This window comes from Rhizobium sp. GCM10022189, from assembly GCF_042656325.1.
Taxonomy (GTDB): Bacteria; Pseudomonadota; Alphaproteobacteria; order Rhizobiales; family Rhizobiaceae; genus Rhizobium.
Genome location: NZ_JBHSOR010000014.1, coordinates 1 through 17238, shown reverse-complemented (window position 1 = coordinate 17238; position 17238 = coordinate 1). Strand labels below are relative to the sequence as shown.

General features: G+C 62.2%; 16 protein-coding genes, 1 pseudogene and 1 riboswitch. Of the genes and pseudogenes, 13 read left to right on the top strand and 4 right to left on the bottom strand.

The window, feature by feature from the left end; all coding sequences use genetic code 11:
* Positions 1 to 552 precede the first annotated feature (552 nt).
* The 7 genes from ACFPWW_RS10465 to ACFPWW_RS10435 all read left to right on the top strand — a co-directional run bounded on the left by ACFPWW_RS10465 (position 553) and on the right by ACFPWW_RS10435 (position 7724).
* The gene (locus ACFPWW_RS10465) at positions 553 to 2124 is read left to right on the top strand and encodes an FGGY-family carbohydrate kinase (protein WP_377311564.1); all 1572 of its coding nucleotides are present in this window, start codon (positions 553 to 555) and stop codon (positions 2122 to 2124) included.
* Positions 2125 to 2159: 35 nt separating this feature from the next.
* The gene (locus ACFPWW_RS10460; protein WP_377311563.1) at positions 2160 to 3671 is read left to right on the top strand and encodes a glycerol-3-phosphate dehydrogenase; all 1512 of its coding nucleotides are present in this window, start codon (positions 2160 to 2162) and stop codon (positions 3669 to 3671) included.
* 10 nt (positions 3672 to 3681) lie between these two features.
* Complete coding sequence (locus tag ACFPWW_RS10455; protein ID WP_112705535.1) at positions 3682 to 4614, top strand: sugar phosphate isomerase/epimerase family protein; 933 nt, start codon at positions 3682 to 3684, stop codon at positions 4612 to 4614.
* A gap of 69 nt (positions 4615 to 4683) precedes the next feature.
* Entirely contained in the window at positions 4684 to 5619 is a 936-nt protein-coding gene (locus tag ACFPWW_RS10450; RefSeq protein ID WP_112572632.1) for a sugar-binding transcriptional regulator, read from the top strand.
* A 94-nt stretch (positions 5620 to 5713) separates the two neighbouring features.
* Positions 5714 to 6490: a DeoR/GlpR family DNA-binding transcription regulator gene (locus ACFPWW_RS10445; RefSeq protein WP_112705534.1), complete on the top strand. Its 777-nt coding sequence runs from the start codon at positions 5714 to 5716 to the stop codon at positions 6488 to 6490.
* Positions 6487 to 7272: a triose-phosphate isomerase gene (locus tag ACFPWW_RS10440; protein WP_112705533.1), complete on the top strand. Its 786-nt coding sequence runs from the start codon at positions 6487 to 6489 to the stop codon at positions 7270 to 7272. The genes ACFPWW_RS10445 and ACFPWW_RS10440 overlap by 4 nt, the downstream gene beginning before the upstream one ends.
* Positions 7269 to 7724: an RpiB/LacA/LacB family sugar-phosphate isomerase gene (locus tag ACFPWW_RS10435; RefSeq protein ID WP_112572626.1), complete on the top strand. Its 456-nt coding sequence runs from the start codon at positions 7269 to 7271 to the stop codon at positions 7722 to 7724. Before ACFPWW_RS10440 ends, ACFPWW_RS10435 begins: the two co-directional genes overlap by 4 nt.
* A gap of 69 nt (positions 7725 to 7793) precedes the next feature.
* Here ACFPWW_RS10435 and kdgD read toward each other — a convergent pair whose 3' ends face one another.
* The 3 genes from kdgD to ACFPWW_RS10420 all read right to left on the bottom strand — a co-directional run bounded on the left by kdgD (position 7794) and on the right by ACFPWW_RS10420 (position 10518).
* Positions 7794 to 8717 (bottom strand): 5-dehydro-4-deoxyglucarate dehydratase, encoded by a 924-nt coding sequence (gene kdgD, locus ACFPWW_RS10430; RefSeq protein WP_377311562.1) that lies wholly within the window; start codon positions 8715 to 8717, stop codon positions 7794 to 7796.
* A gap of 43 nt (positions 8718 to 8760) precedes the next feature.
* Positions 8761 to 9741: a mannonate dehydratase gene (locus ACFPWW_RS10425; RefSeq protein ID WP_377311561.1), complete on the bottom strand. Its 981-nt coding sequence runs from the start codon at positions 9739 to 9741 to the stop codon at positions 8761 to 8763.
* Between the two features lie 66 nt (positions 9742 to 9807).
* Positions 9808 to 10518 carry a FadR/GntR family transcriptional regulator gene (locus ACFPWW_RS10420; protein WP_112705530.1) on the bottom strand — a complete coding sequence of 237 codons (711 nt, stop codon included), beginning with the start codon at positions 10516 to 10518 and terminating at the stop codon, positions 9808 to 9810.
* A 122-nt stretch (positions 10519 to 10640) separates the two neighbouring features.
* On the opposite strand from ACFPWW_RS10420, the gene ACFPWW_RS10415 reads away from it, so the two are divergent.
* The 6 genes from ACFPWW_RS10415 (at position 10641) to ribB (ending at position 16922) form a co-directional block, all read left to right on the top strand.
* Positions 10641 to 12236: an ABC transporter substrate-binding protein gene (locus ACFPWW_RS10415; protein WP_377311560.1), complete on the top strand. Its 1596-nt coding sequence runs from the start codon at positions 10641 to 10643 to the stop codon at positions 12234 to 12236.
* Positions 12237 to 12251: 15 nt separating this feature from the next.
* Positions 12252 to 13280 (top strand): ABC transporter permease, encoded by a 1029-nt coding sequence (locus ACFPWW_RS10410; protein WP_112572616.1) that lies wholly within the window; start codon positions 12252 to 12254, stop codon positions 13278 to 13280.
* Complete coding sequence (locus ACFPWW_RS10405) at positions 13277 to 14179, top strand: ABC transporter permease (RefSeq protein ID WP_377311559.1); 903 nt, start codon at positions 13277 to 13279, stop codon at positions 14177 to 14179. Before ACFPWW_RS10410 ends, ACFPWW_RS10405 begins: the two co-directional genes overlap by 4 nt.
* Complete coding sequence (locus tag ACFPWW_RS10400; protein WP_112572612.1) at positions 14166 to 15008, top strand: ABC transporter ATP-binding protein; 843 nt, start codon at positions 14166 to 14168, stop codon at positions 15006 to 15008. Before ACFPWW_RS10405 ends, ACFPWW_RS10400 begins: the two co-directional genes overlap by 14 nt.
* The gene (locus tag ACFPWW_RS10395) at positions 15008 to 15745 is read left to right on the top strand and encodes an ABC transporter ATP-binding protein (protein ID WP_112759159.1); all 738 of its coding nucleotides are present in this window, start codon (positions 15008 to 15010) and stop codon (positions 15743 to 15745) included. The genes ACFPWW_RS10400 and ACFPWW_RS10395 overlap by 1 nt, the downstream gene beginning before the upstream one ends.
* 289 nt (positions 15746 to 16034) lie before the next feature.
* Positions 16035 to 16180: riboswitch (FMN riboswitch) on the top strand.
* A gap of 115 nt (positions 16181 to 16295) precedes the next feature.
* On the top strand, positions 16296 to 16922 hold the full coding sequence (gene ribB / locus ACFPWW_RS10390) for a 3,4-dihydroxy-2-butanone-4-phosphate synthase (protein ID WP_112758563.1): 627 nt from the start codon (positions 16296 to 16298) through the stop codon (positions 16920 to 16922).
* A 60-nt stretch (positions 16923 to 16982) separates the two neighbouring features.
* Here ribB and ACFPWW_RS10385 read toward each other — a convergent pair.
* Positions 16983 to 17238: pseudogene (locus tag ACFPWW_RS10385) on the bottom strand (gfo/Idh/MocA family oxidoreductase); the annotation flags it as partial.

Here is a 17238-nt window from a genome sequence, read left to right as displayed (position 1 = left end):
TGGTATTTATGCCAAAAATCATGTTATCAAATCGTCCGCCTGTCAACAGCCGTTTTGTAAACTGGTGCTGACAACTTGGTGTTCGACGTATCCGAAGCGCGGCGAAAAGGAGCGTGATATCGGACGCAGGCTTCGACCGAAGAGCTGCTCGATCGCCGCGGCCTCTGAGAATATATATTTGATTATAAAAGAGAAAATTACTTCGCTTGCGTATTCGCGATATGCGGCTGTGGCCGCGCACGGCCAAGATCGTCGTCAGCGTCTATCATGTTGATCGGGTCTATTTTATCTGAAAAAAATTTCATTGCGAGAAAAATCTTACTGGAACAATGATATCTTTATGTTATCTTCTTGGTGAAGCTATGGGAGGTCCGGAAAGGATCGGGCCTCAAGGGTTTGGAGCGCGGCTGCGCGCCCGCCGACTTGCCCGTAGATTCGAAGTGTGGTCGCCTGTGCCCTTTGCCGGCCATGCCGACCGGGAGGATATGAGACATGAAATCGACGCGCGTTTTGCCCCTCGCGACACTCGACGTGGTTGCCGGATAAGCCGCGATGGACGTCAGCCACCAGGTCATCATCGGTATCGACGCCGGCACTTCGGTCATCAAGGCGGTCGCCTTCGACCTTTCCGGCCGTCAGATCGCCGCAGCATCCGTCCGCAACAGATATTCAAGCGGCAGCGATGGTTCGGCCACGCAATCGCTCGCGCAGACCTGGGAAGATTGCGTCACTGCGCTTCTCGGCCTTGGCGAGAAGCTTGAGGGTCTTGCATCGCGTACCGCCGCCATCGCGGTGACGGGGCAGGGCGACGGAACATGGCTTGTCGGCGCCGGAAATCGGCCCGTGGCCGATGCCTGGCTCTGGCTTGACGCCCGTGCTGCGCCGACCGTGGTTTCGCTTGCCGGCCAGGCAACGGACCGGGCACGTTTCGAACAGACCGGCACGGGGCTCAACACCTGCCAGCAGGGCGCGCAGCTCGCTCATATGGATCGGGTCGTGCCGGAGCTTCTGGATCGGGCGGAAGCGGCGCTGCATTGCAAGGACTGGCTCTATCTCAACTTTACCGGCGTGCGGGCGACCGACCCTTCGGAGGCAAGCTTCACTTTTGGTGATTTCCGGACCCGGCGCTATTCGCCTGTTGCCATTGACGCGCTCGGGCTGACGCATCGCCGCGCGCTTCTGCCCGATATTGTCGACGGAAGCCAAACCAGCCATCCGCTGACACCGGAAGCGGCCCGGGCCTGCGGCCTGCTCGCCGGCACGCCGGTCAGCCTCGGCTATGTCGACATGGTGATGACGGCACTCGGCGCCGGTGTGCGCAGCGATGGGCGCAACGCGGCCTGTTCGACGATCGGCTCGACCGGCGTGCATTTGCGTGCAAAACCGGTCGCCGACGTGCATCTCAACCGCGAGGGCACGGGTTATGTTATCGCCCTGCCGATCCCGGGCATTGTTACCCAGGTGCAGACCAATATGGGGGCGACGATCAACATCGACTGGCTGCTGGAAATGGCGGCCTATCTGATGGCGGAGGCCGGAAAGCCTGCCACGCACGCCGATCTCGTCGCCAGGATCGACCGCTGGTTTTTCGAAAGCACGCCGGGATCGGTCGTCTATCATCCCTATATTTCCGAGGCCGGAGAGCGAGGCCCCTTCGTCAATGCCCAGGCGCGGGCAGGTTTTTCCGGTCTTTCGATCCGCCACGGATTTCCGGATCTCGTCCGTGCGGTCGTCGAAGGACTGGCGCTCGCAACGCGCGATTGTTACGCCGCCATGGGCGATATGCCGGAAGAGCTGCGCGTCACCGGCGGCGCCGTGCGCTCGGGTGCGCTGCGCCGCTCTCTCGCCGCATCCCTCAAGGCGCCGATCCGGCTGTCCCGCCGCGAGGAAACCGGAGCGGCCGGTGCCGCCATGATGGCGGCTGTGGCGATCGGCGCCTACCGGACAATGGACGACTGCATCGCCGACTGGGTCACGCCGCTGCTCGGCGAGGCCGAAGAGCCGGTCGGCGAGGAAGCTGCGCGCTTCGATCTGCTTTTCTCCGCCTATGCGGATATCCGAAGGGCGATGCCCGCTGCCTGGGAAATACTGGCCAGAGCCGCGGCGATGCCGCCTGCAAAATGAATCGCTGATGCAACAGGCATCCGAGGGAGCATGACATGACCGAACCCGAAATCCTGGATCTTTTCGTCATCGGCGGCGGCATCAACGGCGCGGGCATTGCCCGCGATGCCGCCGGGCGCGGCTTGAAAGTCGCCCTGTGCGAAAAGGATGACCTGGCCCAGGGCACTTCCTCCCGCTCCGGCAAGCTTGTGCATGGCGGCCTTCGCTATCTCGAATATTACGAGTTCCGCCTCGTGCGGGAGGCGCTGATCGAACGCGAGGTGCTGCTCAACGCAGCCCCGCACATCATCTGGCCGATGCGTTTCGTCCTGCCGCACAGTCCGGAAGACCGTCCCGCCTGGCTCGTCCGGCTCGGCCTCTTCCTCTACGATCATCTCGGCGGCCGCAAGAAACTGCCGGGCACCCGCACGCTCAACCTGCTGCGCGATCCCGAAGGCACGCCCCTACTCGATCAATATACCCGCGGTTTCGAATATTCGGATTGCTGGGTCGATGATGCTCGCCTCGTCACCTTGAATGCGGTGAGCGCCGCCGAGAAGGGCGCCCTTGTGCTCACCCGCTCGCCGGCAGTGTCGGCGCGCCGGGAAAACGGCCAGTGGACGATCACGACGAAAAGCAGCACGAGCGGCGAGACGCGGACGTTCCGCGCCAAATGTCTCGTCAATTGCGCCGGCCCGTGGGTCACGGACATCATCAACCGCGTCGCCGGCTCCAATTCCAGCCGCAATGTGCGTCTCGTCAAGGGCAGCCACATCATCGTGCCGAAGTTCTGGGTCGGCTCCAACGCCTATCTGGTCCAGAACCACGATAAGCGCGTCATTTTCATCAACCCCTATGAGGGCGACAAGGCGCTGATCGGGACGACCGATATCGCCTATGAAGGCCGGGCCGAGGATGTGTCGGCCGACGAGGCGGAAATCGACTATCTCTTGAAGGCGGTAAACCGCTATTTCAAGGAGAAGCTGCGCCGGCAGGATGTGCTGCACAGCTTCTCCGGCGTGCGCCCGCTGTTTGACGACGGCAAGGGCAATCCGTCGGCCGTGACCCGCGACTATGTGTTCGATCTCGACGAGACCGGAGGAGCGCCGCTTCTCAACGTCTTCGGCGGCAAGATCACCACATTCAGGGAACTCGCCGAACGCGGCATGCAGCGCCTCAGGCACGTTTTCCCGAACATGGGCGGCGACTGGACGGAAAAGGCGCCGCTGCCGGGCGGCGAAATGCCCAATGCCGACTACGAGACCTTCGCCAACAGCCTGCGGGACAGCTATCCCTGGATGCCGCGCAAGCTCGTCCATCACTATGGCCGCCTCTATGGCACACGCACCAGGAACCTGGTTGCCGGAGCAACGGACCTGCAGGGCCTCGGCCGCCATTTCGGCGGGCAGCTTTACGAGGCCGAAGCCCGTTATCTTGCCGCCTGCGAATGGGCGGAGACGGCCGAAGACATCCTCTATCGCCGCACCAAGCATTACCTGCATCTGAGCGAGGCCGAGCGGGCAGCCTTTGCCGACTGGTTTGCCTCATCCCATCTTGCCGCCGCCTGAGGAGGCCTTGATGCCGCTTTCGCTTTCGCTGAATACCAATCCGCTGGTAAACCGTTTCGCCGATCCCGACGACCTGATCGAGACGGTGGCGCGCGACCTGCGCATCCGCGATCTCCAGCTGACGCACGAATTCATCAATCCAAGCTGGCAGGCACCTGTCATCCGTCGTCTCACCCGCCAGATGAAGGCGGCCCTGGAGCGCACCGGCGTTCGCGTCACCTCGGGCATGACCGGGCCTTACGGACGGCTGAACCATTTCGGGCATCCGGATGCCGAGGTCCGGCGCTATTACGTGGATTGGTTCAGGACCTTCGCAGATATCACCGCCGATCTCGGCGGCCATTCCGTCGGCACGCAATTTGCAATCTTCACCTACAAGGACTTCGACGACGCGAGCCGGCGAGAAGAGCTGATCAAAATCGCCATCGATTGCTGGTGCGAGGTTGCCGAGCATGCCAGGGCCGCCGGTCTTTCCTATGTTTTCTGGGAGCCGATGAGCATCGGCCGGGAATTCGGCGACACGATCGAATCCTGCCTTGCGCTGCAGGCGCGACTGACTGCCGCCGATATGGCGGTGCCGATGTGGATGATGGCGGATATCGACCATGGCGACGTCACGTCCGCCAATCCCGACGATTACGATCCCTATGCCTGGGCGCGGGCCGTGCCGAAGCTCTCGCCGATCATCCACATCAAGCAGAGCCTGATGGACAAGGGCGGCCACCGGCCGTTCACGGCGGAATTCAATGCCAAGGGCAGGATTCACGCCGAACCGCTGCTGGAGGCCTTCGCGGCAGGCGGTGCCGATGACAACGAGATCTGCCTCGAACTCTCCTTCAAGGAACGCGAACCGAACGACCGCGAGGTCATCGCGCAGATCGCCGAGAGTGTCGCCTTCTGGGCGCCGCATATCGATACGGGCGCTGCAGACTTGAAGATATGATCCGGCGATTTACAAAGGCTGGTTGTTATCGGGCGGTATAGCCGTCGAAGAGATGGGAAGGGTGCGGCGATGACGGATGCCGATGATACGCTTGCAGTCCGGGCCGCCTGGCTTCACTACGCCGGCGGGCTGACGCAGTCCGACGTGGCCCGGCGCCTCGGTATCCCCTCCGTCAAGGCGCATCGGCTGATTGCGCGGGCCGTCGCCGATGGTGTCGTCAAGGTCACGATCGACGGTGATATCGTTGAGTGCGTCGAACTGGAGACGCGGCTCGCCGAGAGATTCGGATTGCAATATTGCGAGGTCGCGCCCGATCTTGGCGAAGAGGGCCTGCCGCTGCGCGCGCTCGGTCATGCGGGGGCGGGCTATCTCAAGCGCGAGATCGAACATGGCGATCACGCCGTCATCGGCCTTGGCCACGGCCGCACGCTTTCGGCCGCCGTTCAATATATGCCGCGGACCAATGCCAAGGATATGCGCTTCGTTTCCCTGCTTGGCGGCCTCACGCGGAATTACGGCGCCAATCCCTATGACGTCATGCACCGCATCGCGGAAAAGACCGGCACACAGGCCTATGTCATGCCGGTTCCCTTCTTCGCCAACACCGCCGAGGACCGGGAGGTGTTGAGAGCGCAGCGCGGTGTCAAGGAAGTGTTCGATCTCGCAAACAATGCCGACCTGAAACTCGTCGGCCTGGGGACGGTGGATGCCGAGGCCCAGCTGGTGCTTTCCGGTCTGGTCGAGCCGGGCGAGATCGAGGACATTGCCGCCGCGGGCGGCGTCGGCGAAATTCTCGGTCACTTTTTCAATGCGGATGGCCAGATCCTCGATACGGCCCTGACCGGCCGCACGCTGTCGGCATCCTTTCCGACGACCAAGAAGGAGCGCCTCGTGGCCCTGGCAGGCGGACAGGCCAAGGTGGCCGCCATCAGAGCCATCCTGCGCAGCCGCCGCCTTCACGGGCTCATCACCGACGAACGGACCGCGCAAGCCCTTCTGGCGTGACGATGATTGGTGGCCGATAGCCACATAGTAACATCATTGTTTGTTGATTTTCACGATTTAAATGTTATTTTGTTATTAATCGGGATTGAGAAGAATGAAACGGGAAGAACGCCAGCAACTGATCGTCAATCTGCTTGTCGAGGCCAAGACCGTCGAAGTGGACGATCTCGCTGAACGTTTTTCCGTCTCCAAGATGACCATTCACCGCGATCTCGACGACCTGGAACAAGCCGGCGTCCTGCGCAAAGTGCGCGGCGGCGCGACGATCGATGCCGGAACGCAATTCGAGAGCGATTTTCGCATTCGCGAGCGTCAGGGCGGCGAAGCCAAGATTGCCATGGCGCAGGAAGCGCTTGGCCTGGTCGAGCCCGGCATGACGGTCATGGTCAATGACGGCTCGATGGCGGCGGTTCTCGGCGAAATGCTGGTGCGCAAGCGGCCGCTGACGGTGATTACCAACAACGCGGCGATCATGGAGCGGTTGAAGGGCGAGAACGGAATAACGCTGATCGCGCTCGGAGGCATCTATTCGGCGAAGTTCAACGCCTATCTCGGCGTCGTGACGGAAGAAGCGCTGTCACGCCTGAGGGCGGACATCGCTTTCATTTCGACGCCGGCGGTGAGCGGCAGGCTTGCCTATCACATGGACGACAATGTCGTTCGCGCCAAGCGGGCGATGATGGCCTCTTCGGCCAGAAGCTGCCTGCTCGTCAACCACCAGCGCATCGGCCACACGGCGCTGCACGTCATGGCGGATCTGGCGGATTTCGACACTGTTATCACCGACAGCGCGCCGGCGGCCGCTGTTCTCGATGAATTCGATCGGGCGGGCATCAGGCTCACCGTCGCTCCAGCACAGGATCAGGCATGACGGAGAAACCGCGCTTCTGGATTGGCACCAGCTGGAAGATGAACAAGACGCTCGCGGAAGCCGAGCATTTCGCTCGCGGCCTCGAGGCGGCCGATGCTCTGCGCGATCCTGTCATCCAGCGCTTCGTGATCCCGCCGTTTACGGCGGTGCGGGAGGTCAAGCGCATGCTTGCAAAGACCTCCGTCAAGGTAGGCGCGCAGAACATGCACTGGGCGGACCAGGGCGCCTGGACGGGCGAAGTCTCCCCCTTGATGCTGAAGGATTGCAATCTCGATATCGTCGAGCTTGGGCATTCCGAGCGGCGCGAGTTTTTCGGAGAAACGGATGAGACGGTCGGGCTGAAGACCGAGGCGGCAGTGCGCCACGGGCTGATCCCGCTCATCTGCATCGGCGAAACCCTTGCCGACCGCGAGAGCGGAAAGGCCGCGGAGATCCTGGCGGTCCAGGTGCGCGGGGCGCTTTCGAAACTCTCCGGCGAGCAGAAATCCGCGGAAATCCTTCTTGCCTACGAACCCGTATGGGCGATCGGCGAGAAGGGCATTCCGGCAACCGCCGACTATGCCGATGCCCGGCAGGCCGAGATCATCGCCGTCGCCGAAGCGGCGCTCGGGCGAAAAATCCCCTGCCTCTACGGCGGGTCGGTCAATCCGCAGAACTGCGAGGAACTGATTTCGAGCCCGCATATCGACGGGCTCTTCATTGGCCGTTCCGCCTGGAACGTCGAGGGTTATCTCGACATCCTCTCGAAATGCGCCGCCAAACTCCAAGGAGAAAGATTATGAAGCTTGCAATTGCTGGGGACAGCGCCGGCGAAGGTCTCGCCAAGGTGCTCGCCGAACATCTCAAGGATCGGTTCGACGTTCATGAAGTGTCGCGCGTCAACGACGGGCTCGACCCGTTCTATGCCAACCTCTCGGACCGTGTCGCCTCGGGCGTGATCGACGGCACCTATGACAAGGCGATCCTGGTCTGCGGCACCGGCATCGGCGTCTGCATCTCGGCCAACAAGGTGCCGGGCATTCGCGCGGCCCTGACGCACGACACCTATTCGGCCGAGCGGGCCGCCCTTTCAAACAATGCGCAGATCATCACGATGGGCGCGCGCGTGATCGGACCGGAACTCGCGAAGTCGATCGCCGACGCGTTTCTTGCGCAAACCTTCGACCAGAACGGCCGCTCCGCCGGCAATGTCTCCGCCATTGATGAGCTCGACGCGAAATACAACGCGCGCTAGGAGCGGGCCGCCCTTCGCAAGGGCAGCCGCTCGTGGCGGCCGTGAGGCTCGGCGCCGCTGGCCGCGGTTTTATTCCGCGGCCAGTTTCGCCTGATCATTGGCCTCGACAATCGACCGCAATACCGAAAGTTCCTCGGCCGTCAGGTCCGTGAGCGGCGCGCGCACGGCGCCCGGATCGCGGCCGATGACTTTCAGCCCGGCCTTGATGATGGAGACCGCATAGCCCTTCCTGCGGTTGCGCAGCGCGACGAACGGGAAGAAGAAGTCCTTCAGGATCTGGTCGACCGTCTTCTGGTCGCCGGCTCTGAGAGCCTTGTAGAAGCGCTGCGAAAGAGCCGGCATGAAGTTGAAGACCGCCGAGGAATAGGTGGTGACCCCCGCCGCGAAATAGGCCTGCGCGTAGACTTCGTGGGTCGGCATGCCGCCCACATAGACCAGCCGGTCGCCGATCCGGGTGGTGATCTCTATGACGCGGTCGACATCGCCGACGCCGTCCTTGAAGCCGATGAGGTTGGGGCATTCGTCGCAAAGTTCCGCAATGCTGTCGGCCGACAGGATCGCGTTGTCCCTGTTATAGACGATCACGCCGATCCCGACCGACCGGCAGACGGCCTTCACATGAGCGACAAGCCCGGCCTGTTCGGCAAACATCAGATAGGGCGGCAGGAGCAGCAGCCCGTCGGCACCGGCCTTTTCCGCGGATCGGGCAATATCGATCGCCAGTGAGGTGCCGTAGCCCGTGCCGGAGATGATCGGTGTCTTGCCTGCGGCAGCCTTGGCCGCGCGGATGACGGCGGGAATTTCGGCCGGATTGAGCGAGAAGAATTCGCCTGTGCCGCCGGCGGCAAAGAGCGCGCTTGCGTCATAGCCGGCAAGCCAGTTCACGTGTTCGCGATATGCTGCCTCGTTGAATTTGTTCTCGCTGTCGAAATGCGTCACCGGGAAAGAGAGCAGGCCGTCGCCCACGGCTTTCTTGATAGCGTTGGGATCCATATCGAATTCCTTGAATGATTGCTGATTGAAGGTGAGCGCCTGCTCACATATGCCCGGCTTGCATCGCCTCGAGGATTGCGGCGATGTAGCCGTAGCAGAAGCTGAAGGCGACGCCCGTCGCGTCGCGGCCACTGATTCGCGGCACATGGTCCGGCATGACCATGTATTTGTAGCCGACCTCCCGGTAGACCTTCAGGGACCGCACCATGTCCATGTCGCCTTCATCGGGGAACGTTTCCATGAAGGAGAGCTTGCCGCCGCTGATGTTGCGGAAGTGCAGGTTGAAGATCTTTCCGCGCGTGCCGAACCAGCGGATGATGTCGTCGATCTCCTCGCGCGGATTGTCGAGCATCTCGCCGATCGAACCCTGGCAGAAATTCAGGCCGTGATAGGGGCTTTCGTGCATCTGCACGAATCTTTTCAGCCCGTCGACCGTGCCAAGGACGCGCGTGACGCCACGATAGCCCGGCGGCGTGTAGGGATCGTGCGGATGGCAGGCAAGGCGCACCCTGTTGCTCTCTGCAACGGGAACCACGCGTTCGAGGAAATAGTCGATGCGTTCCCAGTTCTCATCCTCCGAGAGGACGCCGGCAAGGCCAGGTGCCGCCTGCTGGTCGGCCCTGTCCCAGCGGAAGGCCTCGTTCAGCGAGCCGCCGCGGCCCTTTTCAAGTTCCGTCCGGGGAATGCCGATGAGGTTGAGATTGTATTTCGCCGCCGGAATTCCGGCTTTTGCGCAATTCTCGATCATCCGGCAGACGGCATCGATCTGCCGGTCGCGTTCCGGGCCGGCCAGCAGAATGTCGGGATAGGAGGCGTTTTCGATCGGCTTGGAGGGCAGGGGCAGCTGGATCATGTCCAGCACGAGGCCGAAGCTCTCCACATGATCGCGATGACGTTCGATATCCTCCAGCGTCCAGCTCGACGGTGCGCCCGGCGGGTCGGCGGAAATATGCCTTACGCCAAGCTGGGCAAAAACGCGAAAATCATCATCGTCCCGCGCGGCGACCTGGGTTCCCAAATACACGATTAACCTCCCGACCATTCAAATCATGTCGTATGACATAATATGAATTTTTGAGGTTGTCGAGCCTCATTGCTGCTCTGCCAGCATCCGGTATCGCCGCTGGCTCGCCATCATATGTGCGCGCATGGCCTGTCGCGCGCGGTCCGGATCCTGCTCGGCGATAGCCGCCAGGATCTCGCCGTGCTCCGCATGAACTTTTTCGAGATAGGCGCGGTCATTGGCTTCGGGCAGGGTCGGAAATTGGCCGCGCGGGATCGCGCGCGGCCCGAAATGACGCAGCGCATCGATATAGAACCTATTGTTCGAGGCATTGGCAATGGCCGTGTGGAATTCGTAGTCGGCCTCGACCGTGGGCTCGCCGCTTTCGATGAGCTGAGCCATTTTCCGGTTGGCGAGCCGAATAGCCGCCTCCTGTTCGGCGGTTCTGCGGTAGGCCGCAATGGCGGCCGCTTCCCCTTCGACCGCCATGCGAAACTCCAGCAATTCAAGGGTTTCCGGAATGCTCTTGACCTCGACCGGGGTCAGGATCAGCCGGCCGTGCGCGTTGGGGTCGGACACGAAGACGCCCTTGCCTTGAATGGGGCGGACGAAACCGGCCGCCCGCAGGTCGGCGATCGCTTCCCGCACGACGGTGCGGCTGACGCCGAAGGTTGCCTCAAGCTGAGGCTCGGTCGGAAGCTGGTCTCCCTCGCGAAGCTTTCCCGTCTCGATCTGCGTGCGCAACTGATCGATCACCTGCTGCGCCAAACGCTGCCTGCCGCGCGTGCCCGCTACCATCTCGTCTTTCCCCATTTTATTCGCCCCCGCCCGTATGGCGCTTGCAAAGCGGATCGAAAAATCATAATACGACATACGGACGACATATTATGTCTTGTATAGTAACTCAGGGAGGAGTTGCAATGAAGCATTTTTCCAGAAGCCTGTTTGTTGGCGTCGCATTCTGCGCGCTGACCTTGGCGGCGCCCGCGCTTCGGGCGGCGACGCCTGTCGATCAGCTGGTGATCGGCACCTCGCTTGCCCAGGTTCTTTCGCTGGACCCGCAGCAGGCGACGGAGGCCAAGGCCAACGAGATCATGTCGAACCTCTATGACAGGCTCGTCGCCTCGACGCCTGACGGCAAGATCGTGCCGCAGCTTGCCGAGAGCTGGCAGGTCGACGACAAGGGGATCACGTTCAAGCTGCGCGACGCGACCTTCGCTTCCGGAAATCCGGTGACCTCCAGGGATGTCGTCTATTCGCTCGGCCGTCTGCTGAAGCTCGATCAGGCTGCTGCAGCCAACCTGAAGCGCGTCGGCTATACGAAGGACAATGTCGACCAGCTGGTCAAGGCCGTCGACGACAAGACGGTGCGCGTCGATCTTTCCGGCGAAGTGACGTCGGAGCTTCTGCTTTACCGACTCGCCATGGTCATTGCGAGCGTGGTCGACAGCGTCGAGGTCCAGAAACATGTCGTCAACGACGACTATGGCAACGCATGGCTGAGAACGCATTCGGCCGGCTCCGGGCCGTTCACGCTGAACCGCTGGACGCCCAACGAACTCGTCATTATCGACGCCAACAAGAATTACGTTGCGGGTGCGCCGAAGATGCGCCGCGTCATCGTCCGCCATGTTCCCGAAAGCCAGGTGGAGCGCCTGATGCTGGAGCGCGGCGACATCGACATAGCGAGCGCAATGACCGCATCGGATCTCGCCACCTTCGAAAACAAGAAGGGTTTCGAGATCCAGCGTGTGCCCACGGGCGGCTTCTACGTGCTGTCGATGAATGCCGGCAACAAATATCTCTCGAACCCGAAAGTGCGGGAGGCGATCGCCTACGGTATCGACTACAAGGGGATCGAGAAGACCATCATGGGGCCTTACGGGCGGGCGCGCACCGTGCCGGTTCCCGAAAACTTCGAATATGCAATTCCAAGCCCTGACTGGCATCTCGATGTCGCCAAGGCGAAGGAGCTTCTTGCCGAGGCGGGCTTCAAGGACGGTTTCACCCTTACTCTGAAGACCATCGCGCAGACCCCTCGCATCGATCTTGCCACTGCCATCCAGGCCTCGCTCGGCCAGATCGGCATCAAGGTCGATATCCAGCAGGGCAACGGATCCGATATCATCGCGGCCCATCGGGCTCGGAATTTCGATCTGCTCATTCCGCAGACCGGCGCCTACATGCCGAACGTGCTTGGGGCGATGGAGCAGTTCGCCTCCAATCCCGACAATTCTCTCGAGGCGAACAATGCCGGCAACTTCGTCTGGCGCTCGGCCTGGGACATACCCGAACTGACGGCCCTGACGGCAAAGGCCTCGCTCGAGCCCGATCCGAAGAAGCGCGGCGAACTCTATGTCGAGATGCAGAAGATGTTCGTGGATCAGAAGCCCGCCGTCCTGCCGATGTTCGAGCGGTTCGAGCCGATCGTGCTGAACGACAAGGTTCAGAACTATGTCGGCCATCCGAACCAGACGACCCGCCTTGAGGCCGTCACGAAAGCCGAGACCGATTAAGCAAGGTCGCCGATCATGAAGGAACTCTCCGTCAAGGAACTGGCGCGCCGTGTGTGGCACCTGGCCGTCAGCCTGTTCATCCTGCTGTGCGTCACCTTCGTGATCGGCCGCATTCTTCCCGCCGATCCGGTCGGAGCGATCGTCGGCGAGCTGGCGGACCCCGCCGCTTATGCCGCCATGCGCCAGAAGCTCGGTCTGGACCTGCCGATCTACCAGCAGTTCCTGATCTACCTGAACGGTCTCGCGCATGGCGATTTCGGAACGGCGGTGCTGACGGGCAATCCGGTTTCCTCAGATCTTGCCCAGGCATTTCCCGCGACCTTTGAGCTCGCCACTCTGGCAATCCTGATCTCGACCTTTGTCGGCGTTCCGCTTGGGCTGACGGCGGCGCTCTTTCGAGACACGTTTATCGACAAGATCGCCCGGATCGTCGCGCTTGTCGGCCACTCGATCCCGGTCTTCTGGTTCGGGATCGTCGGCCTGGTCATCTTCTATGCCGGGCTGAACTGGGTTGGCGGCCCCGGCCGTGTCGATGTCTTCTACGAGGGCATGGTCGCGCCGCAGACAGGGCTGCTGCTCGTCGACAGCCTGCTGCAGGGAGAGACGGAAATCTTCTGGAATGCGCTTGGGCATATCATCCTGCCTGCCGTGATCCTCGCCTATGCCGCCATGGCCTATATCACCCGCATGACCCGCAGCTTCACGCTGGAGCAATTGAGCCAGGATTACGTGATTGCCGCGCGGGCAAAGGGTGTCGGCCCGGCCCGCACCGTCATCGGTCACGTTCTGCCGAATATCGCCGTGCAGCTCATCACCATCCTGGCGATCTCCTACGGCGGGTTGCTGGAAGGTGCCGTCGTGACGGAGATCGTCTTTTCCTGGCCGGGTATCGGCCAATATATGACGAACGCGCTGATGATCGGCGACATGAACGCCGTCGTCGCCGCCACCATCATCATCGGTTTCATCTTCATGTTCCTCAATTTCCTGGCGGATATCGCCTATGCGATATTCGATCCGCGGACGCGGGAGGCCGCGCAATGAGCGATGTAATCCAGACTGACCTCGCTGTACGCCCGCCGAGCCTGCCTGCCCGGATTGGCGCCTCGACCATGCGGATCGTCTCACGGCTGGGGCAGGAGCCGCTCGGCATGGCCGGCTTCGTCATTCTGGCGATCCTCTGCGCCGTTGCGATCCTTGCGCCTTTGCTTGCGCCCTATGATCCGAACATCCAGGTCCTGTCCGATGCGCTGCAGCCGCCGAGTGCCGCGCATTGGGCGGGCACTGACGAGTTCGGCCGGGATATTCTGAGCCGCCTGATCTACGGAGCGCGGATCACCGTCCAGACCGTGCTCTCGATTTCTCTCATCGTTGGCCCGATCGGTCTTTTGATCGGCGTCGTCGCCGGTTTCTTCGGAGGCCGGACGGACGCACTGCTGATGCGGGCAACGGATATCGTCCTGTCCTTTCCCTCGCTGATCCTGGCGCTGGCATTTGCGGCCGCGCTCGGGGCCGGCCTGACGACGGCGATCATCGCCATTTCGCTCACGGCATGGCCGCCCATCGCGCGCCTCGCGCGCGCCGAGGCGCTGGTCGTCCGCAATGCCGACTATGTGGCCGCGGCCCGCCTCTATGGCGCCTCGCCCCTGCGCATCCTGTTCGTCTATATCGCCCCCATGTGCATTCCTTCGGTGATCGTGCGCCTGACCCTGAACATGGCAGGCATCATCCTGACGGCCGCTTCGCTGGGCTTCCTGGGGTTGGGCGCGCAGCCGCCGGCGCCCGAATGGGGCGCGATGATATCGAGCGGGCGCAAGTTCATGCTTGATTATTGGTGGGTTGCCGTGATGCCGGGTGTTGCCATTCTCGTCACCAGCCTTGCCTTCAACGTCGCGGGCGACGCGCTTCGCGACATTCTGGATCCCCGTCATGCCAGGTCCTGATATGAAGCCAGTCCTCTGCGTCGAAGACCTCAATGTGACCTTCGGCAAGAATGCCGTGCCGGCCGTCTCCCATGTCAGCTTCGAGATCGGGCGCGAGCGCGTCGGCATCGTCGGCGAGTCCGGCTCGGGAAAATCGACGACCGGTCGGGCAATCATGCGTCTTCTGTCGGCAGGCGCCACCGTCTCGGCAAAGCGCCTCGACCTCGACGGCAGTCCGCTTCTGTCGCTGTCCGAGAGGCAGATGGGAAAGATGCGCGGCAAGGATATTGCGCTCATCATGCAAGACCCCCGCTACTCGCTCAATCCCGTACTGACAGTCGGCAAGCAGGTCGCCGAAGCGGCCCGCCTGCATCTCAGCCTGCGCGGCGCGGCGGCCAGTGCAGCAGCCAAAACGATGCTCGAGCGGGTCCGCATCCGCGACGCCGAGCGCGTGATGGCACAATATCCGCATCAGATATCCGGCGGCATGGGCCAGCGCGTCATGATTGCGATGATGCTGCTTGCCAAGCCGAAGCTCGTCATCGCCGACGAGCCGACCTCGGCGCTCGATGTCAGCGTGCGCAAGGACGTGCTGACGCTCTTGGACGAACTCGTCCGGGAGAACGATTCCGGCCTGCTGCTGATCAGTCACGATATCCGTATGGTCTCCGCCTTCTGCGAGCGGATCATCGTCATGTATGCGGGGCGTATCGTCGAGACGCTGACGCGGCTGGAGGATGCGAGCCATCCCTATACGAAGGGGCTGATCGCCGCGATGCCCGATCCGCGCCATCCCGTCCGGCGGCTTGCGGTTCTCGACCGCTCGAAGATCGACCTGGAGAGAGCATGATGATCGACGTCCGCGACCTCAACGTCACATTCACGTCCGGCAAACAGCAGAACCATGTCGTCAGGGACATCGGCTTCAGCGTCGCGCGCGGGGAAACGCTGGGTATTGTCGGCGAGTCCGGTTGCGGCAAGTCCACCGTCCTGCGATGCCTGTCAGGCATGGAAAAGGGATGGTCGGGGGAGATTTCCCTCGCCGGCCGCAGCGTTGGCAAGTCCCGCAGCCTCGACGACCTCAAATGCGCGCAGATGGTCTTCCAGGACCCATACGGATCCCTGCATCCGCGCCACCGGATCGGCACTGCCCTTGCCGAGCCCCTGCGGGCGATGGGCAGGCAGGAAATCTGGCAGACCGTCGAACGCTCCCTGCGCCAGGTCGGCCTGCCGGCCGCATTTGCGAACCGGTTCCCGCACGAACTTTCCGGCGGCCAGCGCCAGCGTGTCGCGATCGCACGGGCGCTGATCCTCTCGCCGCCGATCCTGCTTCTCGACGAGCCGACTTCGGCGCTCGACGTGTCGATCCAGGCGGAAATCCTGAACCTGCTCGCGGACCAGCGCGAGGAAATGGGGCTGACCTATGTGCTTGTCAGCCATGATCTCGCGGTGATCGCCCATATGTGCGATCGCGTGCTGATCATGAAGGATGGCCGGTTCATCGACGAACTCTCGAAGCAGGATCTGCAGGACGGGAAAACGCATGACGAATATGCGCGCGAGCTGTTCGAAGCGACCTTCATCTGAACCGGCGGCTGGCGCTGCGGGGCATGCCGCCTCACGATGACAGGCCATGATTGCTCGCACCGCTTTACGCAACGAACATCCCTATGGGTCATCGATCGGGCGCCTGATCTCGCTGTAGCTACCGGCCGACGGGATGACGCCGGTGCCAACGATGTCCCCGGCTTCGGCCCGATCATGCCATGATGCTGTTCGACAAAAGGGAACGGTGCTTTCACTCCTGCGAGGCAATTCCCGCGGGATGATCCGCACCCAACCTCTTGCAGGACAAGGGCTTCATCATCTATCTAACGAATGTTCTCAGGGCGGGGTGCAATTCCCCACCGGCGGTATCGAGGCAACTCGGAGCCCGCGAGCGCCTTCGCGAAAAGCGAAGGGTCAGCAGATCCGGTGAGATGCCGGAGCCGACGGTCACAGTCCGGATGGAAGAGAGCAACGCAGAGGGCGCCGCGCGGCACGCGGCGTTTCGCATGCTTGTTCGCCCAAGGGAAAATGGTGGCTTTCTACAGCCATGAATGCCGCTCACGCGGCTAACCCTTGAAAGGCAGAGAAGATGGCAATTTCCAAAATCGAAGACGCAATCGCCGCGATTGCGCGAGGCGAGATCGTGGTCGTCGTCGACGATCGCGACCGCGAAAACGAGGGCGACCTCGTCATCGCATCCGAGGCGATCACTCCGCAGGCGATCGCCTTCATGATGAATTATGCCCGTGGCCTCATCTGTGTGGCCATGGAAGGCGAGCGGCTGGACGAATTGCAGATCCCGCAGATGGTGCCCAACAATACCGAACTGTTGCGAACAGCCTTCACCGTGTCGGTTGATTATATTCCCGAAACGACGACCGGTATTTCCGCGGCCGACCGCGCCGCGACGGTTCGTGCGCTCGTCGGCGAAAATTCCCGCCCCGAGGATTTTGCGCGACCGGGCCATATTTTTCCGCTGCGCGCGCATCCGAACGGCGTGCTTTCCCGCCCCGGCCATACCGAGGCGGCCGTCGATCTCGCACGGCTTGCCGGTCTGTCGCCGTCGGGCGTCATCTGCGAAGTCGCCAATGATGACGGCACGATGGCGCGCCTGCCCGAACTCGAGCAGTTTGCCGAACGGCACGGCCTCCACCTGATCACGATCGAGGATCTCATTGCCTATCGCGGCCCGGGCGTACCCGTTAAGGCTGCCTAAGTCGCCTGGATCATAGGCGCGAAGAAGGCCCGGTTGCGCGGGCCTTCCATATTGCCGCCGTCAGACGACGAGTGCCAGTGCCGGCCCCTGATCGTCGGCCCTGTTTTCCTGGGCGCTGCCCTCCGGGTTATCGGAGGCCCGCAGATTGAGCTCCCGGCGTTCTTTCTCCGACACGATCGCGAGATCGATGACCTTCTGCAGGTTGGCGGCATGGCGGAAAGTGGGGTCGTCCTGCTTGCCGGTCCTGACCGCTTCGGCAAAGCGCTGGTAGTTGGTCGGCACGGCCGGCACCGCGATGTCGCGCCAGGTGGCGCTT